This window comes from Bradyrhizobium sp. DN3, assembly GCF_041357655.1.
In the GTDB taxonomy this organism is placed as follows: Bacteria; Pseudomonadota; Alphaproteobacteria; order Rhizobiales; family Xanthobacteraceae; genus Bradyrhizobium.
This window is the reverse complement of record NZ_JAULLN010000017.1, coordinates 121,339-142,839: the sequence shown is the minus strand read 5'-3', so window position 1 is coordinate 142,839 and position 21,501 is coordinate 121,339. Positions and strand designations below refer to the sequence as shown.

Sequence of the window (21,501 nt, the reverse complement as noted above, 5' to 3'; positions counted from 1 at the left end):
GCATCGCTTCAGTCCCTTGAACCTTCTCAATGTGCCGAGCGGAATGGAACGGAGACCGTTCAGTTTCGGTTAGCAACGGAGTGAAGGAGTAACGGTCATGAGTAAGGGTCATCACAAAACAGTCGACCATCCCCCGATCATCACAGTAGGCGAACTCATTGACGAGCTTTGCCGCCTGCCGGACACCGCCGTCGTCCACTTCCGCTGCCCAATGCTCGATCAGGAACTCACATTCTACCGCCTCCGAAAGCGATCGAAGGAGGTCGTCGAAATCGCGGTCAATGCATATCCGGAGAGTCCGCCGGTCGTGCCCTCGTCCGACCCTGTTTTCCACACGCGAAGACACCAGGCTTCCTCGCCCTCGCTTCGCGACGGCCCCCTGCTCCACAAGGCGAGAGGTTGATTAGCCGCACCGCTTTTGAAGGGATCCTGCGGCTTTAGGCCGCCTTCAGCCCACGCAGCAGCAGCGCCAGCGTCGCATCGACGCGCGCGGAGAGATCGGCATCCTTCCACTCGTCGGCATGGGCCGGATGGTGGAAGCGGACGGTGGCATCGAAGATGGCGCGCGCGGTGGTCTTGACGTCCTCCACCTCGAATACGCCCTGCTTGACGCCGTCGGTCAGGATCGCCGCGATCTGGTCGATCATGGTGTCCTTGTGACACTTGACGGCCGCACAGGCCTCGCGCGCCAGCGTCAGATAAGTCTGGAACATCTCGGGGTCGTCGAGCACCCGCGAACGCTTGGCGGCGAACAGCGTGCGCAACCAGCGATCGAGCCTATGAGGCGCGGGGCCCTGCTCCCCGGCGATCGCGCGCAACGGCGCGTCGATGCGGTCGAGCCAGCGTTTGGCAACGGCCTCGCGCAGCGAGGCCTTGCTCGGGAAATGGCGATAGACGCTGCCGTGGCTCACATCGAGCGCACGGGCAACGTCGACCACCGTGGCCTTGGCAAGTCCGAAGCGCCTGAGCACGTCCTCGGTGACTTCGAGGATCCGCTCCGGCGTCAAGACAATAGCTTCATTCATGCCAGCACCATGTTCCCGTTCAGGGCTCAGTTACCCGGCAATAGGACCGCTTCCGAAGCGCCCTGGCCGGTCGTTCGGAAAGCCTATGCCTTAATGAGGCAGTTTTGCAGCCTGCGCCGCGATCTGGCGCGCCACCAGCAAATTGAGCCAATGCCCAATCACGCCGGTGAAATTGAGGATTTCGGTCGTCATTGTCTTAAGTCTCCATTCGTCCGCGGTCCCCGTTCTTCAATCCGCCCTCCGATCCGAGCTTGTTTCGGATGTCGGGCTCCCCGGGGCTTGTCGCGGGACGCCCAATCGGAGCGTCCGAGTATGGATATACACGTCTCGCTGACAGATTTCAATATCTGTCAGTCAATGATCCGTGATTGATAGCCAATTTTTGGTCCGGCGCAGGCTCGCCCCGCCCGACCGGTGGATAGTTGCCCCCATACCCAGCTCCCTGAGCCGGATCGTTTGTTTCGCCCTCCCCGCTCTGCTAAATCGCGGCGTAAAAAGCATTTTGGCCGGAGCCCACGCCCCTAGCGTCCCCAGGGGTATCCCGCCCACCTCTTGGAGCCGTCAGATGATCCCCCGCTATACCCGCCCGGAAATGGCCTCGATCTGGGAGCCGCAGACCCGGTTCAAGATCTGGTTCGAGATCGAGGCGCATGCGGCGGACGCGCTCGCCGAGCTTGGCACCATCCCCAAGGAGGCCGCCAAGACCGTCTGGGCCAAGGCCAAGGACGCCACGTTCGACGTCGCCCGCATCGACGAGATCGAGCGCGAGACCAAGCACGACGTCATCGCCTTCCTCACCCATCTTGCCGAGATCGTCGGTCCCGAGGCGCGCTTCGTGCACCAGGGCATGACTTCCTCCGACGTGCTCGACACCTGCCTCAACGTCCAACTCACCCGCGCCGCCGACCTGCTGCTCGCCGACCTCGACAAGGTGCTGGCCGCCCTGAAGAAGCGTGCCTTCGAGCACAAGATGACGCCGACCATCGGCCGCAGCCACGGCATCCATGCCGAGCCCGTCACCTTCGGCCTCAAGCTCGCTTATGCCTATGCCGAATTCTCGCGCGCCAAGGAACGCCTGATCGCGGCGCGCAAGGAGGTCGCGACCTGCGCCATCTCCGGCGCCGTCGGCACATTCGCGCAGATCGACCCGCGCGTCGAAGCGCACGTCGCCAAGGCCATGGGCCTCGTGCCGGAGCCGATCTCGACGCAGGTGATCCCGCGCGACCGCCATGCGATGTATTTCTCGACGCTTGGCGTGATCGCCTCCTCGATCGAGCGCATCGCGGTGGAGATCCGCCACATGCAGCGCACCGAGGTGCTGGAGGCCGAAGAGTTCTTCTCGGAGGGACAGAAGGGCTCTTCGGCAATGCCGCACAAGCGCAATCCGGTGCTGTCGGAAAACCTCACCGGCCTCTCCCGCATGGTGCGAGCCTATGTGACGCCGGCGCTGGAGAACGTCGTGCTCTGGCACGAACGCGACATCTCGCACTCTTCGGCCGAGCGCATGATGGGCCCGGATGCAACGGTGACCCTCGACTTCGCGCTGGTGCGCCTCGCCGGCCTGATCGACAAGCTGCTGGTATACCCCGCCAACATGCAGAAGAACCTCGACCGCCTCGGCGGCCTCGTGCACTCCCAGCGCGTGCTGCTGGCTTTGACGCAGAAGGGCGCCAGCCGCGAGGACGCCTACAAGCTCGTGCAGCGCAACGCGATGCCGGTCTGGCGCGGCGAAGGCGACTTCCTCCAGCTCCTGAAGAAGGACACTGAGGTGAAGAAGTATCTCACCGACGCCGAGATCGAGGAGCAGTTCGACCTCGGCTATCACCTCAAGCACGTCGATACGATCTTCAAGCGCGTGTTCGGGGAGTCGTAGGATCGTAAGGTGGGTTAGCCTTGCGGCTGCGCGAAGCGCAGTCCGCTGGGCGTAATCCACCTCTTTCGCGTCCGCGGAGACAAACAGTGGTGGGTTACGCCGAGCAGATGCGCGTTGCGCATCTGCAGGGCTAACCCACCCTACGAGCAACAACAAGAACGGATCCCTCATGCCCATCGTCAACCGCATCGCCGCCCTGTCCGACGAAATGGCCGCCTGGCGCCATGACTTCCACGAGAACCCCGAGCTGCTCTACGAAGTCCACCGCACCGCCGGCATCGTCGCCGACAAGCTGCGCGAGTTCGGCTGTGACGAGGTGGTGACGGGCATCGGCCGCACCGGCGTGGTCGGCGTGATCCGCGGCCGCAAGTCCGCCTCCGGCAAGACCATTGGCCTGCGCGCCGATATGGACGCGCTGCCGATCATGGAGACGTCAGGCGTACCTTACGCCTCAAAAGTCCCCGGCAAGATGCACGCCTGCGGCCATGACGGCCACACCGCGATGCTGCTCGGTGCCGCCAAATATCTCGCCGAGACGCGCAATTTCGACGGCACGGCGATCATGATCTTCCAGCCCGCCGAGGAAGGCGGCGGCGGTGGCAAGGCCATGGTCGAGGACGGGCTGATGACGCGCTGGAACATCCAGGAGGTCTACGGCATGCATAACATGCCGGGCCTGCCCGAAGGCCATTTCGCAACCACCCCCGGTGCGATGCTCGCCTCCTCCGACAACATCCAGATCACGGTCCGCGGCAAGGGCGGCCACGCCGGCGCCGGACCGCATAAATCCGTCGACAGCGTGCTGATCGGCTCGCAGATCGTGGGCGCGCTGCAATCGATCGTGGCGCGCAACGTCGATCCGCTGAAGTCCGCCGTCATCTCGATTACGCAATTCCACTCCGGCACAGCCTTCAACATCATCCCCGAAATCGCCGAGCTCGCCGGCACCGTGCGCACGCTCGATCCTGAGGTGCGCGATCTTGTCGAGCGCCGCATCGGCGAAGTCGCCGACAGCATCGCCCGCGCATATGGCGGTTCGGCCGAGACGAAATACACGCGGATGTATCCGGTGACGATGAACCATGCACGCGAGGCCGGCATCGCCGCCGAGGTCGCCCGCGACATCGTCGGCACTGATCGCGTCAACGACAAGTTCATCCCGATGATGGGCGCCGAGGATTTTTCGTTCATGCTGGAAGCCCGCCCCGGCGCGATGATCCTGGTCGGCATGGGCGAGGGCAACGAGTGCCACCACCCGGCCTACGTCTTCAATGACAACATTTTGGGCCACGGCGCATCGTACTGGGTGCGGCTGATCGAGACGCGGATGCCGGCGGGATAGCGCCCCGCCCCGGCGCCGTCTGTTTCAATTGCAGACCTCAGTCAAGCCGCCGCCGTTGATGGCGACGCTTGACGATCGTCCCAATTTGCACCCGGGACGAAGCGGCCGGCAGCCGGCATTCGTACAGACGATCTGGCCCGACGAAGTGGCTTGCGGGGCTGCTGGCGATGACTCGCCTTTCTTCCGTTCCGAGTCGCGCCTTGCGGACTCATCGCGCGTCGCGACGGGCTTCTTCTCGGGGATCTTTTCGCACTCGTTGTCGTCGCTGACACGATAGCCTGCCCGGCATGTGACCTTGCTGCATTGGTCGCCATCGGCCCTGAAGCCATGATCGCAGACTAGTGGGCAGACTCGCCCCGACTTCGCTTTGAGGGCGTCGAACACGTCCGGGCTGGCAAGCTTCACGTCGAATTTCGTACCGGCGTATTTGTTGAACAGCGTCAGCGAACGCTGTGCTGTCTCGCTCCAGTCGCTGTTAGGCTCGGCCTTCATGCAGCCGACGCGGCGCAGCTCGAGCTGGACGGATCTGGAGAGTTCGCCAGGCGGCGGGCCGCTCGATGGCGGCGACAGCGCAGCGACCCTCTTGCTCTCGGCCTCGGCAGCTTGCTTCTCCCCAGCCTGCTTCGCCGCGGTCTCAGCCGCTGCCTTTTCGATTGCCTGCTTCTCCGCGAGCGACTTAGCGGCCGCGGCCTCCGCCGCCCTGCGTTCGCGTTCGGCCGCGTCAGCCTTTGCCTGCTCGATCTGCTTTTGCTTCTCCGCAGCGATCCGCGCATCTTCGGCAGCTTTCGCGGCGGCGGCGGCTTTTTCCAACTCCGCCTTCCGAGCACGTTCTGCGGCGAGCCTCAACTTTTCCTGCTCGGCCAGCCGCGCCTTCTCCGTCGCCACCGTACGCTCCTCCTCGGCGGCAATCTTCTTCAACTGCACGCGGGCGAGGTTGGCGTAAAAGCCGTCCGGATAGGTCTGCAGGAATGCTTCCCAGGCCTCCCGCAACCCGGCCTGGAGTGCAAGCTCGTAGTCCCTGCGGACGCTGTCCTGCGGATTGGCCTGCGGGCCGGGCGCAGCGGGCTTGGTCGGGACCAGCGCCACGTCGTCGCCGCCGAGCGAGCCGTAGACATAGGGCTCCTGCCTGTTGCCGGTGTTCTTCAGGACGTCGTCCCGCACGAAGCCGAACGCCTTGCGCAGATCGAGCCCGGGCTTCGGCAGATGATCCGACAATGCCACCGCAAACGGGCTGTTCCGGGAGTCACCATCCGAGGCGGTTGAGCCTGCCTTGGCTGCAAAAGCGATCATCGTGTTGGGGCTGGTCGGTTCGACCTTGGCAAGCCCGCGCCCGATGGCGCGCGAGGCCACCGTACGCTTCATCGACTTCGCGAACGGATTGTCACGGCAGGCGTCGAGGATGACGAGCCGAAGCTGTTTGGCAGGCTCGATGCTCACCAGCACGCGATCGATCGGCAACGCCTCGTCGTAGACGTCGGTGTCGGTCTCGAGAGCGGCATCGGTCGGGATCAGATAGTTGGTGCCGTCCAGCTCCATGCCGTGGCCCGCATAGTAGATGACCGCGACATCGGCATCTCGCGTCCGCCCGCCGAACTCGCGCAGCGCCTTGCGCATTTCAGGAGCATTCAAGTCCTGCCTGACGTCGACCGTGTCGAAGCCGGCTTTCCTCAGCATGGCGCCGATCAAGCCAGCATCGTTCACCGGATTGGCAAGCTTCGGCACGCTCTTGTACGCGGAATTGCCGATGACGAGCGCGACCCGCTTCTCGGCCTGCGCGGGCGCGCAAGTGACGAGTGCTGCAACAATCAAAGCGCAAAGAAATCGAACAATATTCACGCACATCACCCGCGGGCCTTGATGCACTTCATGGGAACCGGTCGGTCAGGAAAGGCTAGTTGCACACTTCCGCTTGAATCATGCCGGCACTACCCGGCCTGGGATCGCGCACAATGCGACACCCTTTGGCAACCGGCCTGCATCCAGCACTCGTGCAGATTATCTGCCCTGAGGCTTGAGGGGTCGACGGCGCGGCCTCCGTTTGTTTTCGATCAGCATCCCGCCGCTTCGAATCCTCGCGCGTCGCGACCGGCTTCTTCTCCGGCACCTTCTCGCATTCGTTGTCATCGCCAACGCGATAGCCGGCGCGGCAGGTAATCTTCACGCATTGATCGCCGTCGGCTTTGAAGCCGAAATTGCACACCAGCGGGCAGACCCGGCCCGGCTTCGCCTTCAGCGCATCGAGCGCGTCGACGCTGGCGAGCTTCACGTCGAACTGGGTGCCGGCATATTTGTTGAACAGCGTCAGCGAGCGCTGCGCGGCCGAACTCCATTCGCCCTCTGCAGCCGACGTAAGACAGCCGACGCGGCGTAGTTCGCTCTGCACGGATTTTGTCAGATCAGCCGCAGATAATGTTGACGTCGGCGCCGGCGAGAGCGCAGCGACTTTCTGGTTTTCGACTTCGGGCATCTGCCGATCGGCAGCCGGCTTTGCGGCCTGCTCCGCTTTCTCTGCCGCCTGCTTGGCAGCGAGCTCGGCCTTAGCCTTCTCCGCGGCCTGCTTCTCGGCCAAGGCCTTCGCTGCTGCCGCCTCGGCAATCTTGCGCTGCTGCTCGGCCGCCTCGGCCCTCGCCTGCTCGATCTGTTTCTGCTTCTCCGCGGCGATGCGCGCCTCTTCGGCCGCCTTGGCCGCCGCGGCCGCCTTCGCCTGCTCGGCCTTCTGGGCACGCTCGGCGATGAGCCTTGCCTTTTCCTGCTCGGCTGCCTTGGCCTTTTGTTCAGCGGAAGCGCGCGTCTCTTCGGCCGCGATCTTGTTCAACTGGCCCTTGGCCAGATTGGCGTAGAAGCCGTCGGGATACGCCGCTAGAAACGCCTCCCAGCCGTCGCGCGTGGCAAGCTGGAGCGCAAGTTCGTAATCCCTGCGGATGGCATCCTGCGGGTTGGCCTGCGGACCGGTTGCGGCTTGCTTCGCGACGAGGGGCACGTCGTCGCCGCCGAGCGAGCCGTAGACATAAGGCTCCTGCTTGTAGCCGGTACTCTTGAGCACGTCGTCGCGGACGAAGCCGAAGGCCTTGCGCAGATCGAGTCCCGGCTTCGGCAGGTGCTCGACCAGTGCCGTGGCGAACGGGCTGTTTCTGGAATCACCGTCGGATGCGGTCGACCCAGCCTTGGCCGCGAAGGCAATCATCGTGTTCGGGCCGGTCGGCTCGACCTTGGCGAGGCCGCGTCCGATCGCGCGCGAGGCCAGCGTGCGCTTCATCGTCTTCGCGAACGGATTGTCGCGACAGGCGTCGAGAATGATCAGGCGCAGCTGTTTGGCCGGCTCGACTGCGAACAGTGCACGCTCGACCGGGATGGTCTCGTCGAGAACGTCGCCGTCCGTCTCCAGCGTGGCGTCGGTCGGAATGAGATAGTTGTTGCCGTCGAGCTCGATGCCGTGACCGGCGTAATAGATCACCGCCATGTCGGCGTCGCGCGACCTGCCGGCGAATTCGCGCAGCATGCGCCGCATCTCGCTGGCGCTGAGATCCAGCCTGACATCCACGGAATCGAAGCCGGCCTTCTTGAACATGCCGCCGACCAGGGTGGCATCGTTGACGGGATTGCCGAGCTTCGGCGCGCTCTTGTAGGCGGAATTGCCGATCACGAGCGCCACCCGCCGGTCGGCATGCGCCGATCCGCAGGTAAGGCCCATCGCAAATATCAACAAAGCAAATAGCCGAAACGGAATCACTTGCGTCCCCCCGGATGCAATTCCACGAGACTATTCGGAAGCATCGCCGATTGCTAATTCTTCCTATGTGACGCCTGTCACATAAGATGCTTCTAAATGGGGGTATGGATAATGCGGCGCAGCGTCGCCCTGCTTTCGGGCTGACGCCGAAGCCGTCTGTCGGGGCCGCTACATCTGCACCACCTCGTGCCGCATCACGAAGGGTGCAAGCAGCGCGTGCACCTCGTTCGCGACCACGTCGCGCTGATCCGGTGGCAGGCCCGCAAGCGTCACGGTCGCGATCGAGCCGTGGCTGCCATGGGCACCAACACTGACCTTGCAATCGATGCCGCGCGCGACCAGCGGCGCCAGCACCTTGGTGAACACGCGTTCGGCCGCATCCCAGCGCAGTTGCGGCTTGAACACCTTGCCGACCCCAGTCACCGGCATCGGATTGATCGGAATCACCTGCACCGGAACGGCGGCGCGCTCCGGCGTGCGCTCGCGCACCCACGCTTCGAGCTCGCCCGGCTCGACGCTCGCGCCCGGCTTCAACTGCACGTAGCCCACCGGCAGCTCGCCGGCATAGGCGTCGGGCTGGCCGACCACGGCGGCGAAGCCGACGGCGGGATGCCTGAACATGATCTCCTCGATCGGCGCCGGATCGATGTTGTGACCGCCGCGGATCACGAGGTCCTTGGCGCGGCCGGTGATCCAGAGATAGCCGTCGGCATCGAGCCGGCCGAGATCGCCGGAATTGACCCAGACCTCGTCGACGAAAGCGCCCTTGTTGTGCTCGTCGTTGAGATAGCCGCCGAACACGCCCGGCCCGGCCATGATGACGACACCGATCTCGTCGGGCGGACAGTCGCGGATCAGGCGGCCATCGGCATCGAGTTGCACGATGCGCACGCGCGCGTAAGGCATGGGAAGGCCGACCGAGCCGAGCCGGATCGGCCGCGACGGATAGGCCAGGGTGTGCACACTCGAGGTCTCGGTCATGCCGTAGACCTCGATCACCGGCAGCTTGAGCTTGTCCTGGATCGCCGAGCCCACAGCGACGGGAATCGCCGAGCCGCCGCCGGCGGCATATTTCAAGCTCGAAATATCTGCACCACCCGGCGGCACCGCCAGCGTAGCGGCGAGCACCGTCGGCACGCTCGACAGCGCGTCGGGCCTGTAGCGCTCGACGAGCTGCCAGATGTTCTTCACCGCATTCGGATTGCGCCAGCCGCTCGGCGACAGTACGACCAGCGAGCCGCCGCTCGACAGCGTCAGCAGCACCTGCGTCAACGATCCGCCGACGTGAAACAGCGGCATTCCGAACAGTAGATTGGAGCCAGGCTTCGCCTTCAGCAGCAGATTGAGCGCCCAGGCCTGATAGACCTGGTTGGCATGGGTATGCCGCACCAGCTTCGGCGTGCCGGTGGTGCCGCCGGTGTGGAAATAGGCGGCGATGTCGGCACCCGAAATCTTGCGCCCGCTGACAAGCCGGTCCGACGGCTGCTGCTTGATCAGGTCGCCGAAGGCAAAGATGCCGTTGGCGGGATCGCCGCCGCCGAACACCTGCACGATGGCCTTGAGATGCTTCAGTTGCGGGCGGATCTGCTCGACCTTCTGCCAGACGTCGGTGCCGGGCATCGGCCCAAGCGCCACCAGGATTTTCGTGTTCGCGGCCTCCAGGATCTCCGCGATCTGGTGCGGCTCGAGCAGCGGATTGACGGGATTGGCGATGCCCGCGGCTTCGGCGCCGAACAGCGTCACGAAGGCATCCGGCACCAGCGGCAGCATGAAGCTGATGACGTCGCCCTTCTCCGCTCCCAACGCGTGAAACATGTTGGCGGCCTGCGTGACGCGCGCGATGAAATCGCGATACGTGACCACGACCGGCGTGTCGGTGGGATCGGCGTTTTGGAGGAACTGGATCGCCGCGCCGTCGGGGTTGCGCGCTGCACCCAGCCTGATCGCGTCATAGGTGCTCTCGGCCGCGACGCGATCGGCATAAGGAATCTGCTCGAAGGCCCGGACGTCGGCGTCCGTCAAGAAATCCGGATAGTCGTTGCCGATGAGCCGATCGAGCGCATGGATGCCCGCCATGGAATTCCGTCCTCCCTCAGATGCATGTCCCCGCCCCCTGTCTTTTGACATTTTGGTTCGGCGAGGCCTCGACCGATTTGCCGGTCGAGCGGGAACACAATGATGGATGATTTGGCGTTCGTCTATCGCCTACCGGCCGCGGCGGTCGGCCTCGATCCAGACCAATATTGAACCTCCGCGCTCCATCCGGGGACCAAGAAACTGGCGCCGGACTCCCCCGCCAGCGTCCTGCCGCAAGACTTGAGGTGATCATGCCTACGCATCTGCGGAACCCCATCACAAGGCTGCTCGTCGGACTCGCCATGGCGATCGTGCTGCCTCGCGTGGCGTTGGCCGACACTCAATTCGACAAGATGCGCGCCAAGGTCGCGGCTTTCGTCGCCGACAAGATGGAGAAGCTGGGCGGATCCCGCATCGTCTACAAGGTGGACACCGATGGCTTGCGGGAGGCAGTCATCACGGATCTGCGCGACGACGCCTACAAGATTCTGCGCGAGGGACGGATCGCCTTCTCCGGCCTTGCGATCCGCGACGGCGGCGTTGAAGTGAAGATCGCGGACGCCAAAGGTAGCGAACAGCTCACGCGCAAGCTCGCCTCGGCGGCGGAGGGATTGCCCATGCACGCGCTCACCGTGACCGACGCCGGCGACGGACTGATCAGGCTCGCGCCGACCGACGCCGCATCCGCCGCACGGCTGCACGATCTCGTCGAAGATTCCATCGCTATGATCGAGCAGCGCCTCAAGGACGCCGGCGTCACACTCGCCAGCGTCCAGCCTGAGGGAACGGACCGCATCCGCATCTTCCTGCCGGGCGCGATGGAGCCCGAGCGCATCACCACAATCTTCGCCAAAAAGGTGCGGGTCAGCTTCCGCCTGATCGATCTCTCGATGCCGCCGGAGCAGGCGCGATCCGGCACGCCGCCCACTGGCACGGAAGTCCTGCTCGGCTTCAAGGACAAGCTTCCCTATCTCGTTGCCAAGGACAGCGCGCTCGACGGCGACGACATCAGCTATGCGGGACCGGGATTTACGAGCGACACGAAGGAGCCGATCGCCTCGTTCCGCTTCAACGGCCGCGGCACGCGGCGCTTCGCCCACATCACCGCAGAGAACATCGGAAGGCCCTTCGCAATCGTGCTCGACGACAAGGTGATCGCCGCTCCCGTGATCCGCGAGCCCATCACCGGCGGCTCAGGCCAGATCTCCGGCAACTTCACCCTGGAAGAGGCCAACAGCGTCGCCATGCTGCTGCGCGCCGGCTCGCTGCCCGGACGTCTTGGCCTCGTCGAGCAACAGGTCGTGCAACCCACCGCCAAGCCCTAAGGCGGAGATCGGGCGGCCCCGGCGTCCGGCGTCCCAGGCCCATCCGCGACGCTGAAGTCCCCCGAATCACGGCCGCGTTGCGGGCAGACGCACAACCAAAGGGGCAATTGCCGAAACGCCCGATCAAGCTAAAATTTGCCTCTTGCGGCATGATGGCCAAAGGCTTCATTTCAGGCGGCCGTCATTCGATTTCGGCTATACGAATACCGAGCAGGACTGAAGGCCTTACGCGGGGTTAGTACCATGCCGTCCGGCAGCGCAGACGTTTCTTCGATCCTCGACCGCATTCTCGATGCGGCAACGGACAACCTCAGGATCGCGAAGATCCTGGTCCAGATGGGCCTCGATCCAAACAACGTCACCTACGACGCCATCTTCAACCGGCTGCTGGAGATCTTCGTCCACAACATCACGCTGGCCAATCTGTTCGCCGCGGTCGGCGCCGTCTTCTTCGTCGCCACCCTCTTGATGCGGACGATGGTGCCGCTGCGCGTCGCCAACATGATCGGCTGCGCGTTGTTCGCCGTTTTCGGCGCGCTCTCCGCCAACGTCTCGACGTTCCTCCTGTATCTTCTGTTGCTGCCGATCAACGCCCTGCGGCTGCGGCAGATGCTCAAGCTGGTCAAGAAGGCGCGCCATGCGGCCGAAGGCGACATGTCGATCGAATGGCTCAAGCCGTTCATGACCGAGCGCAAATATCGCCATGGCGACACGCTGTTCAGGCTGGGCGACCCCGCCAACGAGATGCTCCTCACGGTCACCGGAAAATTCCTGGTCAAGGAGATCAATGTCGAGATCGGGCCGGGAACTCTCATGGGAGAGCTCGGCTTTCTCACGCCGGACAACCGGCGCACCGGAACGATCGAGTGCATCGAAGACGGACAGGTGCTGACGATCACCTATGACCGGCTGCTCGAGATTTATTTCCAGGATCCGCAGTTCGGTTATTACTTCCTGGTGCTGACCAGCCAGCGCCTCCTACAAAACATCGATCGCCTGCAGAAGCAGCTCGCCACGGAGCGGGCGGCCACCACGAACAGGATCGCGTGACCGCCCCGGCTCTGCGCCGCAACGCCAAAGGCGTTGCGGCCCGTCTAGCACACAACGGCTCCCCGCAATTTTGCGGATATGTCCCCGTCCGCAGCGCATTCGACCCTTCCAGATTGGCGCTGGGGCGGTCCCGCCGCAAAACCGCCCTAAAAACCGAATGGTAACCATGGCGCCTTAAGGTAATGACGTGACCAACTCCCCGACCATCCTGGTGTTCGATTCCGGCCTTGGCGGACTCACGGTGCTCCGTGAGGTCGTCGCCGCACGCCCGGACGCGCATTACGTCTATGTCGCCGACGACGCCTTCTTCCCCTACGGCCACCATGGCGAGGACGAGATCATCGCCCGCGTGGTGCCGTTGATGGGTGAATTGATCGGCACACATGATCCCGACCTCATCGTCATCGCCTGCAACACGGCATCCACCCTGGTCCTGTCTCACTTGCGCGCCGCTTATTCCGTACCCTTCGTCGGCACGGTGCCGGCGATCAAGCCGGCCTGCGCGCAGTCGAAGACCCGCCGCGTCTCGGTGCTTGGCACCAAGGGCACGGTGAAGCGGGAATATACCAAAGCTCTGATCCGCGATTTCGCGCAAGGATGCGAGGTGACTCTGGTCGGCTCACCCGAGCTTGCCTCGCTGGCTGAAGCCGAGCTCGGCGGCGCTCCGATCAGCGACGAGGCCATCCTCGCCGAACTCGCTCCCTGTTTCGTCGGCGACGCCGGGGATGCGACATCGCGCACCGACACAGTGGTGCTCGCCTGCACGCATTATCCGCTGCTGCTCGACCGGCTGAAACGGCTGGCGCCCTGGCCGGTCGAGTGGATCGACCCCGCGCCCGCGATCGCCCGCCGCGTCTCGGATTTGCTTGGGCCGCGGATCGTCGGCATCGCGCAGTCCGGCGCCGAGATGATCTTCACCTCGAACCGCGTGCATGGCCTTTCGGCGATGCTGACACCGTTCTTCGGCGGCCGCGCCCTGGCCTGACTTTGCGCGGCAACGGCGCGCTGCTAGGCTTTGCCGTCGTCACCTTGCCGCAGGCCTTCCCATGTCGGTCCCCTCCACACCACTCAACCGTCTCCGCCAGCTCTGGCGCGAGGGGCGCCCCGCCTTCGGCGCGATCGCGACGATCCCGAGCGTGCAGATGGTGCAGATCATGGCGCGCTCGCTCGACTGGATCATCGTCGATCTCGAACATGGCCCGATTGGATTGACCGAAGCACATGCGATGATCGCCGCGACCACGGGCACGCCATGCACGCCACTGGTTCGGATCGCCGCGAACGAGCCATGGCTTGCGAAAGCGCCGATGGACATCGGTGCCTTCGGCATCAACTTCCCGATGATCACCAACCGAGACGATGCCGAGAAAGCAGTGCGCAGCGTGCGCTACCCGCCGCGCGGCGATCGGCTCTGGGGTCCCTTCCACGCGCCGTTCCGCTGGGGCCAGTCGATGCCGGACTACATGGCCAGCGCCGACGATGAGATGATCTGCATGATCACCATCGAGCATGTCGATGCCGTCAATCGCATCGACGAGATCATGGCAACGCCGGGCATCGACGTCGCGGTGATCGGCCCCGGCGATCTCGCCACCTCCATCAACAAGCGCGGTCGGATGGATGATCCGGAGCTGCTTGAGCTGATCGCCCGCGCGGAGGCCGGCATCCTCAGAAGCGGCGTGCCGATCGGGGGCGTGGCGCGCACCGCCGACCAGGCCAACGCCCTGATCGACCGTGGCTACCGGGCGATCGCGCTCGGCTTCGACTGGTCGCTGTTCCAGCGTGGCATCATGGCGGCGTTCGAAGGGATCAGGCGCTAAACAAGCCGATCTCGGCCTTGCCGGAAACTGCCAGGGTCGACGGTTCCACAAGCATCTGGAGGCCGGCGATTCCTACCAGATCCCAGCAGGCGCCGTGCGCGACGCCAAACCCCATGGTAACAAATCATTGAAAGTGCTTGTAATTTACGCCGGCCAAGCCGCTGGCCTCGCCGGCGCCCTGATGCGACGAACCGACCGAGCCCAAGCGGGTTGGTTCGTGCTAGATCACGCGGCGAGCGGATGACCCGCTCGCTGCACATATTTCAATCTGCAGGAACCGGAGACCAATGCGCGGGACGCCCAAGACCATCTCGCTGCGACGCCGCCTGATTTGCGACCTCATGCGCGCCTCGATGGGCGTGCCCTTCGTCTCGCTCTCCCGTTCGCTTGATATCCGCCCCCTGCTCGAATCCCGCGCCGGCGCGATGGCGCCTGCCGGCTGGGCGGCGATGTTCGTCAAGGCCTTCGCCCTGGTCGCCAAGGACGAGCCGATCCTGCGGACCGTCTATGCCAAATGGCCCTGGCCATCGCTCTACGAGCTGCCGAAGAGCGTGGCGCTGGTCGCCATCGCCCGGGTCGAACGGGGCGAGGAATGCGTGCTGCCGCAGCGGATATCGGCCCCGGAAGCCCTGCCATTGGGCCAGATCGACGCCGAGATCCGACGCGCCAAGACGGCGCCGGTCGAGGACGTCCCGATGTTCCGCAAGATCATGCGGGCGACCCGCCTGCCCCTGCCGCTGCGGCGCCTGTCCTGGGCGGTGGGGCTGAATTTCGGCCGGCAGCGCGGCAACTGGTTCGGCAGCTTCGCGGTCAGCTCGGTGGCCGCCTATGGCGGCGGCGAGCTCCACCCCATCACGCCGGGCCCCTTCGTCATCAGCTATGGGGTGGCCGAGGCGGACCAGACCATTCATGTCGTGATCCGCTGGGACCACCGGGTGACGGATGCCGCCCCGATCGCCCGGGTCCTGACCCGGCTGGAACAGGTCCTCAACACTGAAATCGCTGCCGAATTGCGGGCAGCCGGCCCCAAGCCCATCCGGGCAGTAAGGACCTGATTCCGGGGGCATTTGCATTGACAGCGAACCCCAAACTCCCCTAAAAGCCGCCTGCTCGCGGGCCGATTTCGGCCCGCGAAGCGTTTCGCGACCCGTGGTCCTGTCCCTTAAGCTTTGGGGATCGGACCTGTCGGTGCCGGGCCTGGCCCGTCACACAGGAGGGCGCGTTTCCTCAAACCATGCAACCGAAGAGGACGCGATGACTAAGCGCAGTGAGGCGAAGTACAAGATCGATCGCCGTATGGGCCAGAACATCTGGGGCCGCCCGAAGAGCCCCGTGAACCGCAGGGAATACGGCCCCGGCCAGCACGGCCAGCGCCGCAAGGGCAAGCTCTCCGACTTCGGCGTGCAGCTCCGCGCCAAGCAGAAGCTGAAGGGCTATTACGCCAACATCAGCGAGCGTCAGTTCCACGGCATCTACGTGGAAGCCAGCCGCCTCAAGGGTGACACCGGCGAGAACCTGATCGGCCTGCTCGAGCGCCGTCTCGACGCGGTCGTGTACCGCGCCAAGTTCGTCTCCACGATCTTCGCCGCGCGCCAGTTCATCAACCACGGCCACATCAAGGTGAACGGCCGCAAGGTCAACATCTCGAGCTACCAGCTCAAGGTCGGCGACGTGATCGAGGTCAAGGAAGCCTCCAAGCAGCTCGCTCACGTGCTCGAAGCCAGCCAGCTCCCCGAGCGCGATGTTCCCGACTATCTCGAAGTCGACCATGGCAAGATGACCGCGAAGTACGCGCGCATCCCCGGCCTCTCCGACGTACCGTTCCCGGTGCAGATGGAGCCGCATCTGGTCGTCGAATTCTATTCGCGCTGATCGTTTCGGCAGATCGACGTTCAAAGGCCCCGGTTTCCGGGGCCTTTTTCGTTTCAGGCCGCCACTCCCCTGTCTCATCCCATCCGTGCTATGCTTGCACGTAGCGGAGTTGACCATGACGCGTCTTCTGGAAGAGGCCTTTAGCAAGGTTTCCGGCCTGCCCGATTCAGAGCAGGATGAGTTGGCGCGAGCGCTGCTTGAACTCGCCGGAGTCGATCAGCCTCCGATCCAGCTGACGGCGGCGGAAGAGGCGGATCTCGCCGAGGCCGAAGCTGAAATCGCCCGCGGTGAGCTGGCTAGCACCGATGAAGTTCGCGCGATGTGGGCCAAGCACGGGCTGTGAAGGTCCGCTACACGAAGCGGGCGCTTGCCCAGATCGACGTAGCCCTGACCTATATCGAAGCGCGCTCGCCCCAGGGAGCAGGCCACGTCCGCGACCGCATTGTCGCGCTTATCGCGCTGCTTCAGGACCATCCTTATGCAGGGCGGCAGACCACTCGTGCATACGTGCGCCGCTTGCCAGTCAACCCTTATCCTTATCTGATCGATTATCGTGTGACCGAAACAGAAATCGTTAATTATGCGGTTTCGTCACGCCGCCCGACGCCCACCTAGAACTCGCTGACCGCGAGTGAATGCCAATCCCTCAGGGAGCAAGTTGATGCTCTATACCCCTCCCCCCGTCGATCCCAAGGCGCCGCCGGTGCGCATCAATCTGCTCTCGGACACGCAGACCAAGCCGACGGCCGCGATGCGCGAGGCTATGGCGCGGGCGGAGGTCGGCGACGAGCAGGTCGGCGACGATCCGACCGTGAACGCGCTGTGCGAGCGCGTAGCCGATCTGCTCGGCAAGGAAGCCGCGGTGTACATGCCCTCTGGCACGATGTGCAACGTCACCGCGACGCTGGTGCATTGCCGTCCCGGCGACGAAATCCTCGCGCATGAGACCGCGCACATCATCGCCCGCGAAGGCGGCGCGCATGCCGCGATCGGCGGCTTCCAGGTCACCCAGCTGAAGGGCGCCGACGGCCAGTTCACGCCGGAGACGTTGCGCAAGGCGCTGCATCCGCGCACGCGCTACCAGCCGCCGCAGACCGTCGTCAGCGTCGAGCAGACCGCCAATATCGGCGGCGGCACGATCTGGAAGAAGGCGGCGCTGGACGAGATCGTCGCGATCGCGAAGCAGCACGACCTCATCACCCACATGGACGGCGCGCGCCTGCTCAACGCCACCGTGGCAAGCGGAATCTCGCCGCGCGACATGACCGCCGGATGGGATTCGGCCTGGATCGACTTCTCCAAGGGCCTCGGGGCGCCGATCGGCGGCGTGCTTGCAGGCTCACGCGCCTTCATCGACGCGGTATGGCAATGGAAGCAGCGCCTCGGCGGCTCGATGCGGCAGGCCGGCATCTGCGCCGCGGCCTGCATCTACGCCCTCGACCATCACGTCGAGCGCCTTGCCGACGACCACGCCAATGCGCGCGCGCTCGCCCGCGGGCTGTCGCAGATTTCTGGCATCGAGGTGCAGGAGCCCGAGACCAATCTGGTGTTCTTCAAGCCCGACGGCGCCGGCGTTGCCGGCGACAAGATGGTCGCAGCGCTGCGCCAGCGCGGCGTGACGCTTGCGATGATGGACGGCCGCATCCGCGCCTGCACCCATCTCGACGTCAATGCGAGCCAGATCGAGGAGACGATCGGATACGTCAGGGAGATCGTGCGCAGGGCGTAATTACCGTAGCCCGGATGGAGCGCAGCGAAATCCGGGAGTCTATCGGCGCGGTGAGAATCCCGGATTGCGCTTCGCTCCATCCGGGCTACGAAGGCGGCGAAACCGATCACCGCCCCATCGCCTGATAGATCAGCGTCTTCAGCGCCAGCTGGATCCGGCCGCGCTGCGAGGGGGTCTGCACCATGAAGATCCCGAACAGATCGTCTTCGGGATCGATGAAGAAGAACGTGCCGCCGACGCCGTCCCAGCGATACTCGCCAAGCGGCCACGCCGTACCCGGCGGCACCGAGATGCGTACGGCAAAGCCGAGGCCGAAGCCGGAGCTGTCGCCCGGGTAATAGTTCTGGTCGCGCGCGATCTTCGTCTCAGGTCCGATGTGATCGGACGCCATCAGCGCGATGGTCTCGGGCTTGAGATAACGCCGTCCCTCGTAGAGGCCACCATTCAGCAGCATCTGCGCGAAATGGGCGTAGTCGCCGATCGTGCCGACCATGCCGCCGCCACCCGATTCCCACTTCGACGGCCGCCTGCTGTCGCGAACCGGCGTGGTCGGGTTGATGTTGCGATCCTCCGGCATCGGCTCGGCAACGCGCGGGAATTTGGCGGGATCGGCAACGAAGAACGCGGTCTCGGTCATGCCCAGCGGATCGAGCAGTCGCTCCTTCTCGAACTGGAGCAGCGTCTTTCCGGAAGCGACCTCGACGACGCGGCCGAGCACGTCGGTGGAGAAGCCGTAATCCCACGCGGTGCCCGGCTGCTCGACCAGCGGCAGCGTCGTGATCTTCGCGACGAAGTCGGCATTGCTCAGATTGCTTTGGAACAGATTGGCCTCGGCATAGAGCTCGCGCACGATGCCGCCACCATGATAGCCATACGGCAGACCCGAGGTGTGGCGCAGCAGGTCCTTGATCGTGACGGGACGATTCGGCGCTTCCAGCACCAGCGCGACCTTGCCGTCCTCGGCCTTCGTCTCGACGCCGACCTTCATCTTGGCGAAGGCCGGAATGTATTTCGAGACGGGATCGTCGAGCGAGAGTTTGCCCTCCTCGACCAGCATCATCGCCATGACCGAGGTGATCGGCTTCGACATCGAATAGAGGCGGAAGATCGTGTCCGCGCTCATCGAGATCTCGGTCGCGACGTCACGGACGCCGAAGTTCTCGTAATAAACCGGCTTGCCGTGCTGCTGGAGCAGCAGGATGGCGCCGGGAATCTTACCGGTGGCGATCTCGTTCCGGATGTAGTCGGAGACCTTTGCGAGGCCTTCAGGCGAGAATTTGTGCGCAGCGCGCTCGGAGCCCGCACGCGCACCGACCACGCCAAACAGAACAATGAGCGCCGCGATCAGCGCGCGGCGCCCGCACACATCATTTCTCCATGGCTTCATAGACCAACTGCTTCAATGTCCGTTGCACCCGTTGGCGCTCGGTCGGGGTCTGCTCCAGGAGGACGAAGAACACGTCCTGCTTGGGGTCGATCACGAAATAGCAGCCGGAGGCGCCGTCCCACTTCAATTCGCCGAGATCGCCGGGTGGCGGCGGCTTGGCATTGCCGGGATCGGTGCGGACTGCGAGGCCGAGGCCGAAGCCAAAACCGTCACCGGGGAAGTAGAAATAGTCGCGGTCGACGCCCGATTTCGGGCCGACCTGATCGGTCACCATCAGCTTGAATGTCGCGGGCTTGAGGATGGTCTTGCCGTTGAGGCTGCCGCCGTTGAGCAGCATCTGCGCAAAGCGCTCATAGTCGGCCATGGTCGTCACCATGCCGCCGCTGGCGAATTGGATCTTCTTGACCACGGTCGGATCGTTGATCCGGCCGACCCGGAAATCGCTGTCGTTCGGCACCGGCTGCGCCAGGAGCTTTTGCTTCTCGGGGACCGTAACGAAGAAGCCGGTATCGACCATGCCGAGCGGGTCGAGCAGCTTTTCCCGCATGATGTCGATCAGCGGCTTGCCGGCCGCGATCTCCATCACACGCGCCAGCACGTCGGTGGAATGGCCATATTGCCAGAGCGCACCCGGCTGGTTGTGCAGCGGCAGTTTTGCGATCCGCTCGGCGAACTCGGCAAGATCGAAATCGCCGGCATAGATATTGGCCTCGCGATAGGCTTTGCGCACCAGGCTGTCGCCATAGAACCCATAGGTGATGCCCGAGGTGTGGCGCATCAGGTCGAGCACGGTCATCGGCCGGTTGGGCGGCACCAGTTCGAGCGACTTGCTGCCGTCCTCAGCCTTCTTCTCGACGCCGACCTTCACATTGGCAAACGACGGGATGTATTTCGAGACGGGATCGTCGAGCTTGACCTTGCCATCCTCGATCAATCGCATCGCGACCACCGAGGTGATCGCCTTGGTCATCGAGAACAGGCGGAAGATCGTCTTGTCGGTGATCGGCGCCTTGCTGACCACGTCCTGCACGCCGAAGGCTTCGTGGTAGACCGGCTTGCCGTGCTGCTTGATCAGCACGGTGGCGCCGGCGATCTTGCCGGTGGCGACCTCGTTCTTGAAGAACTCGCTGACCTTCGCGAGCTTGTCCTGGTTGAAATGCGCGCCGGCCGGAATCTCGTAGGCGCCCTCCGCATGCGCGGACGACATCGCGCCAAGCGACACCAGCGCGCCGCAGACCAGCGCACGCAGCCCAGATTGTGAAATCATACCCCCTCCCCGGAACATGGTCCGGCGGAGTGTACTGACCGCGTCGTCACGCACAAGGGCTGCTGCCGTACGGGGCCAGAACGGCCCTGTGAAGGGCGGCGCTTCGCTCCGAGAAACAACAGAATATGACACGGCTGACCGAGGGCGCGGCCGGCAGCGTGTCGATGGTCGTATGAACCGCAATCTTCGCGGCCTGGCCGGCCGGGAAACGATAAACGCCAGTGGAGATCGCGGAGAAGGCCAGCGAGGTCAGCCCATTGGCCTGACAGAGCTCGAGCGCGCGACGATAGCACGAGTGCAGCGCCTCCGCCTCGCCGCGGCTGCCGCCATGCCAGACAGGGCCGACGGCATGGATCACATGGCGCGCGGGCAGGAGGTAGCCCTTGGTGATCTTGGCATCGCCGGTCGGGCATCCTCCGAGCGTCCGGCACTCGGCGAGAAGCTCGGGACCGGCAGCATCGTGGATCGCCCCATCGACGCCGCCTCCGCCAAGGAGAGACGAATTTGCGGCGTTGACGATGGCGTCAACGCCGAGCGTGGTGATGTCGGCAACGATGACCTCGAGCTCGGCGCCACTGACCCGGCGCGTCAGCTGGGTCATGCATCAAGCCGCGACGACGACGCCCTTCTCGGAGAAGAGCTGCTGCAATTCGCCGGCCTGGAACATCTCGCGGACGATGTCGCAGCCGCCGACGAACTCGCCCTTCACATAGAGCTGCGGGATGGTCGGCCAGTTCGAATATTCCTTGATGCCGTTGCGCAGCTCAGCGGATTCGAGGACGTTGAGGCCCTTATAGCCGACGCCAATATGGTCGAGGATCTGGACGACCTGGCCGGAGAACCCGCACTGCGGAAATTGCGGCGTGCCCTTCATGAACAGAACCACGTCGTTCGACTTCACTTCGTTGGCGATGAATTCCTCGATGCTCATTTCCATGTCCTTCCGGGGCAGAGCCCTCACCAATTGTCTCGGGCCGGCTCAGCCGATCTAACCCGACATCTGCC

The 21,501-nt window shown here is 64.3% G+C and carries 20 protein-coding genes and 1 pseudogene; 13 read left to right on the top strand and 8 right to left on the bottom strand.

All coding sequences use genetic code 11. The features are described 5' to 3' along the window. Positions 1-97: 97 nt before the first annotated feature. Positions 98-403: a hypothetical protein gene (locus AAE027_RS24470; protein WP_370988914.1), complete on the top strand. Its 306-nt coding sequence runs from the start codon at positions 98-100 to the stop codon at positions 401-403. Positions 404-437: 34 nt separating this feature from the next. On the opposite strand, the gene AAE027_RS24465 is transcribed toward AAE027_RS24470, so the two are convergent. Further along, positions 438-1,025: a TetR/AcrR family transcriptional regulator gene (locus AAE027_RS24465; protein WP_370988913.1), complete on the bottom strand. Its 588-nt coding sequence runs from the start codon at positions 1,023-1,025 to the stop codon at positions 438-440. Between the two features lie 565 nt (positions 1,026-1,590). On the opposite strand from AAE027_RS24465, the gene purB reads away from it, so the two are divergent. After that, entirely contained in the window at positions 1,591-2,898 is a 1,308-nt protein-coding gene (gene purB / locus AAE027_RS24460; protein WP_091888994.1) for an adenylosuccinate lyase, read from the top strand. Between the two features lie 169 nt (positions 2,899-3,067). Then, positions 3,068-4,240 carry a M20 aminoacylase family protein gene (locus AAE027_RS24455; protein WP_370988912.1) on the top strand — a complete coding sequence of 391 codons (1,173 nt, stop codon included), beginning with the start codon at positions 3,068-3,070 and terminating at the stop codon, positions 4,238-4,240. A 24-nt stretch (positions 4,241-4,264) separates the two neighbouring features. On the opposite strand, the gene AAE027_RS24450 is transcribed toward AAE027_RS24455, so the two are convergent. The 3 genes from AAE027_RS24450 to AAE027_RS24440 all read right to left on the bottom strand — a co-directional run bounded on the left by AAE027_RS24450 (position 4,265) and on the right by AAE027_RS24440 (position 10,046). Continuing rightward, complete coding sequence (locus AAE027_RS24450; protein ID WP_370988911.1) at positions 4,265-6,082, bottom strand: caspase family protein; 1,818 nt, start codon at positions 6,080-6,082, stop codon at positions 4,265-4,267. Between the two features lie 49 nt (positions 6,083-6,131). Further along, on the bottom strand, positions 6,132-7,931 hold the full coding sequence (locus tag AAE027_RS24445; RefSeq protein ID WP_370988910.1) for a caspase family protein: 1,800 nt from the start codon (positions 7,929-7,931) through the stop codon (positions 6,132-6,134). Between the two features lie 207 nt (positions 7,932-8,138). After that, positions 8,139-10,046, bottom strand: a complete 1,908-nt coding sequence (locus AAE027_RS24440) for an acyl-CoA synthetase (RefSeq protein WP_370988909.1) — start codon at positions 10,044-10,046, stop codon at positions 8,139-8,141. A 251-nt stretch (positions 10,047-10,297) separates the two neighbouring features. Here AAE027_RS24440 and AAE027_RS24435 point away from each other — a divergent pair, with 251 nt between their 5' ends. From AAE027_RS24435 to AAE027_RS24390, 10 genes and pseudogenes are all read left to right on the top strand, one after another. Continuing rightward, positions 10,298-11,371: a SecDF P1 head subdomain-containing protein gene (locus AAE027_RS24435; protein WP_370988908.1), complete on the top strand. Its 1,074-nt coding sequence runs from the start codon at positions 10,298-10,300 to the stop codon at positions 11,369-11,371. Between the two features lie 243 nt (positions 11,372-11,614). Further along, on the top strand, positions 11,615-12,421 hold the full coding sequence (locus AAE027_RS24430; RefSeq protein ID WP_370988907.1) for a Crp/Fnr family transcriptional regulator: 807 nt from the start codon (positions 11,615-11,617) through the stop codon (positions 12,419-12,421). 187 nt (positions 12,422-12,608) lie between these two features. After that, positions 12,609-13,406: a glutamate racemase gene (gene murI, locus AAE027_RS24425; RefSeq protein ID WP_370988906.1), complete on the top strand. Its 798-nt coding sequence runs from the start codon at positions 12,609-12,611 to the stop codon at positions 13,404-13,406. Positions 13,407-13,467: 61 nt separating this feature from the next. Continuing rightward, positions 13,468-14,241, top strand: coding sequence for an HpcH/HpaI aldolase family protein (locus AAE027_RS24420; protein WP_370988905.1), 774 nt, complete (start codon positions 13,468-13,470; stop codon positions 14,239-14,241). 49 nt (positions 14,242-14,290) lie between these two features. Further along, positions 14,291-14,423: pseudogene (locus tag AAE027_RS24415) on the top strand (cupin domain-containing protein); the annotation flags it as partial. Positions 14,424-14,528: 105 nt separating this feature from the next. After that, positions 14,529-15,296, top strand: coding sequence for an acyltransferase (locus tag AAE027_RS24410; RefSeq protein WP_370988904.1), 768 nt, complete (start codon positions 14,529-14,531; stop codon positions 15,294-15,296). Between the two features lie 199 nt (positions 15,297-15,495). Next, a complete protein-coding gene (gene rpsD / locus AAE027_RS24405; protein WP_018647416.1) occupies positions 15,496-16,113 on the top strand; it encodes a 30S ribosomal protein S4 in 618 nt (205 codons plus the stop codon). 115 nt (positions 16,114-16,228) lie between these two features. Continuing rightward, positions 16,229-16,456, top strand: a complete 228-nt coding sequence (locus AAE027_RS24400; protein ID WP_370988903.1) for a hypothetical protein — start codon at positions 16,229-16,231, stop codon at positions 16,454-16,456. Further along, positions 16,453-16,728, top strand: a complete 276-nt coding sequence (locus AAE027_RS24395; RefSeq protein WP_370988902.1) for a type II toxin-antitoxin system RelE/ParE family toxin — start codon at positions 16,453-16,455, stop codon at positions 16,726-16,728. The genes AAE027_RS24400 and AAE027_RS24395 overlap by 4 nt, the downstream gene beginning before the upstream one ends. 46 nt (positions 16,729-16,774) lie before the next feature. Beyond that, positions 16,775-17,842 (top strand): threonine aldolase family protein, encoded by a 1,068-nt coding sequence (locus tag AAE027_RS24390; protein ID WP_370988901.1) that lies wholly within the window; start codon positions 16,775-16,777, stop codon positions 17,840-17,842. 106 nt (positions 17,843-17,948) lie between these two features. Here the strand turns inward: AAE027_RS24390 and AAE027_RS24385 are convergent, their stop codons facing one another. From AAE027_RS24385 to grxD, 4 genes are read right to left on the bottom strand one after another with little or no spacing between them, the layout of a single operon-like run. Then, a complete protein-coding gene (locus AAE027_RS24385; protein ID WP_370988900.1) occupies positions 17,949-19,208 on the bottom strand; it encodes a serine hydrolase domain-containing protein in 1,260 nt (419 codons plus the stop codon). A 1-nt stretch (position 19,209) separates the two neighbouring features. Further along, on the bottom strand, positions 19,210-20,496 hold the full coding sequence (locus tag AAE027_RS24380; RefSeq protein ID WP_370988899.1) for a serine hydrolase domain-containing protein: 1,287 nt from the start codon (positions 20,494-20,496) through the stop codon (positions 19,210-19,212). Between the two features lie 46 nt (positions 20,497-20,542). Beyond that, positions 20,543-21,097, bottom strand: coding sequence for an O-acetyl-ADP-ribose deacetylase (locus AAE027_RS24375; RefSeq protein ID WP_370988898.1), 555 nt, complete (start codon positions 21,095-21,097; stop codon positions 20,543-20,545). Positions 21,098-21,100: 3 nt separating this feature from the next. Beyond that, entirely contained in the window at positions 21,101-21,427 is a 327-nt protein-coding gene (grxD, locus tag AAE027_RS24370; RefSeq protein WP_061883061.1) for a Grx4 family monothiol glutaredoxin, read from the bottom strand. Positions 21,428-21,501 lie beyond the last annotated feature (74 nt).

What these genes read in the sequence shown, in the direction of transcription:
- grxD (WP_061883061.1), bottom strand. Translation starts at nt 21,427, where the DNA reads ATGAGCATCGAGGAATTCATCGCCAACGAAGTGAAGTCGAACGACGTG.
- AAE027_RS24400 (WP_370988903.1), top strand. Translation starts at nt 16,229, where the DNA reads ATGACGCGTCTTCTGGAAGAGGCCTTTAGCAAGGTTTCCGGCCTGCCC.
- AAE027_RS24435 (WP_370988908.1), top strand. Translation starts at nt 10,298, where the DNA reads ATGCCTACGCATCTGCGGAACCCCATCACAAGGCTGCTCGTCGGACTC.
- AAE027_RS24375 (WP_370988898.1), bottom strand. Translation starts at nt 21,097, where the DNA reads ATGACCCAGCTGACGCGCCGGGTCAGTGGCGCCGAGCTCGAGGTCATC.
- AAE027_RS24470 (WP_370988914.1), top strand. Translation starts at nt 98, where the DNA reads ATGAGTAAGGGTCATCACAAAACAGTCGACCATCCCCCGATCATCACA.
- AAE027_RS24410 (WP_370988904.1), top strand. Translation starts at nt 14,529, where the DNA reads ATGCGCGGGACGCCCAAGACCATCTCGCTGCGACGCCGCCTGATTTGC.
- AAE027_RS24440 (WP_370988909.1), bottom strand. Translation starts at nt 10,046, where the DNA reads ATGGCGGGCATCCATGCGCTCGATCGGCTCATCGGCAACGACTATCCG.
- AAE027_RS24380 (WP_370988899.1), bottom strand. Translation starts at nt 20,496, where the DNA reads ATGATTTCACAATCTGGGCTGCGTGCGCTGGTCTGCGGCGCGCTGGTG.
- purB (WP_091888994.1), top strand. Translation starts at nt 1,591, where the DNA reads ATGATCCCCCGCTATACCCGCCCGGAAATGGCCTCGATCTGGGAGCCG.
- AAE027_RS24420 (WP_370988905.1), top strand. Translation starts at nt 13,468, where the DNA reads ATGTCGGTCCCCTCCACACCACTCAACCGTCTCCGCCAGCTCTGGCGC.
- AAE027_RS24445 (WP_370988910.1), bottom strand. Translation starts at nt 7,931, where the DNA reads ATGGGCCTTACCTGCGGATCGGCGCATGCCGACCGGCGGGTGGCGCTC.
- AAE027_RS24430 (WP_370988907.1), top strand. Translation starts at nt 11,615, where the DNA reads ATGCCGTCCGGCAGCGCAGACGTTTCTTCGATCCTCGACCGCATTCTC.
- AAE027_RS24455 (WP_370988912.1), top strand. Translation starts at nt 3,068, where the DNA reads ATGCCCATCGTCAACCGCATCGCCGCCCTGTCCGACGAAATGGCCGCC.
- AAE027_RS24465 (WP_370988913.1), bottom strand. Translation starts at nt 1,025, where the DNA reads ATGAATGAAGCTATTGTCTTGACGCCGGAGCGGATCCTCGAAGTCACC.
- rpsD (WP_018647416.1), top strand. Translation starts at nt 15,496, where the DNA reads ATGACTAAGCGCAGTGAGGCGAAGTACAAGATCGATCGCCGTATGGGC.
- AAE027_RS24390 (WP_370988901.1), top strand. Translation starts at nt 16,775, where the DNA reads ATGCTCTATACCCCTCCCCCCGTCGATCCCAAGGCGCCGCCGGTGCGC.
- AAE027_RS24450 (WP_370988911.1), bottom strand. Translation starts at nt 6,082, where the DNA reads ATGTGCGTGAATATTGTTCGATTTCTTTGCGCTTTGATTGTTGCAGCA.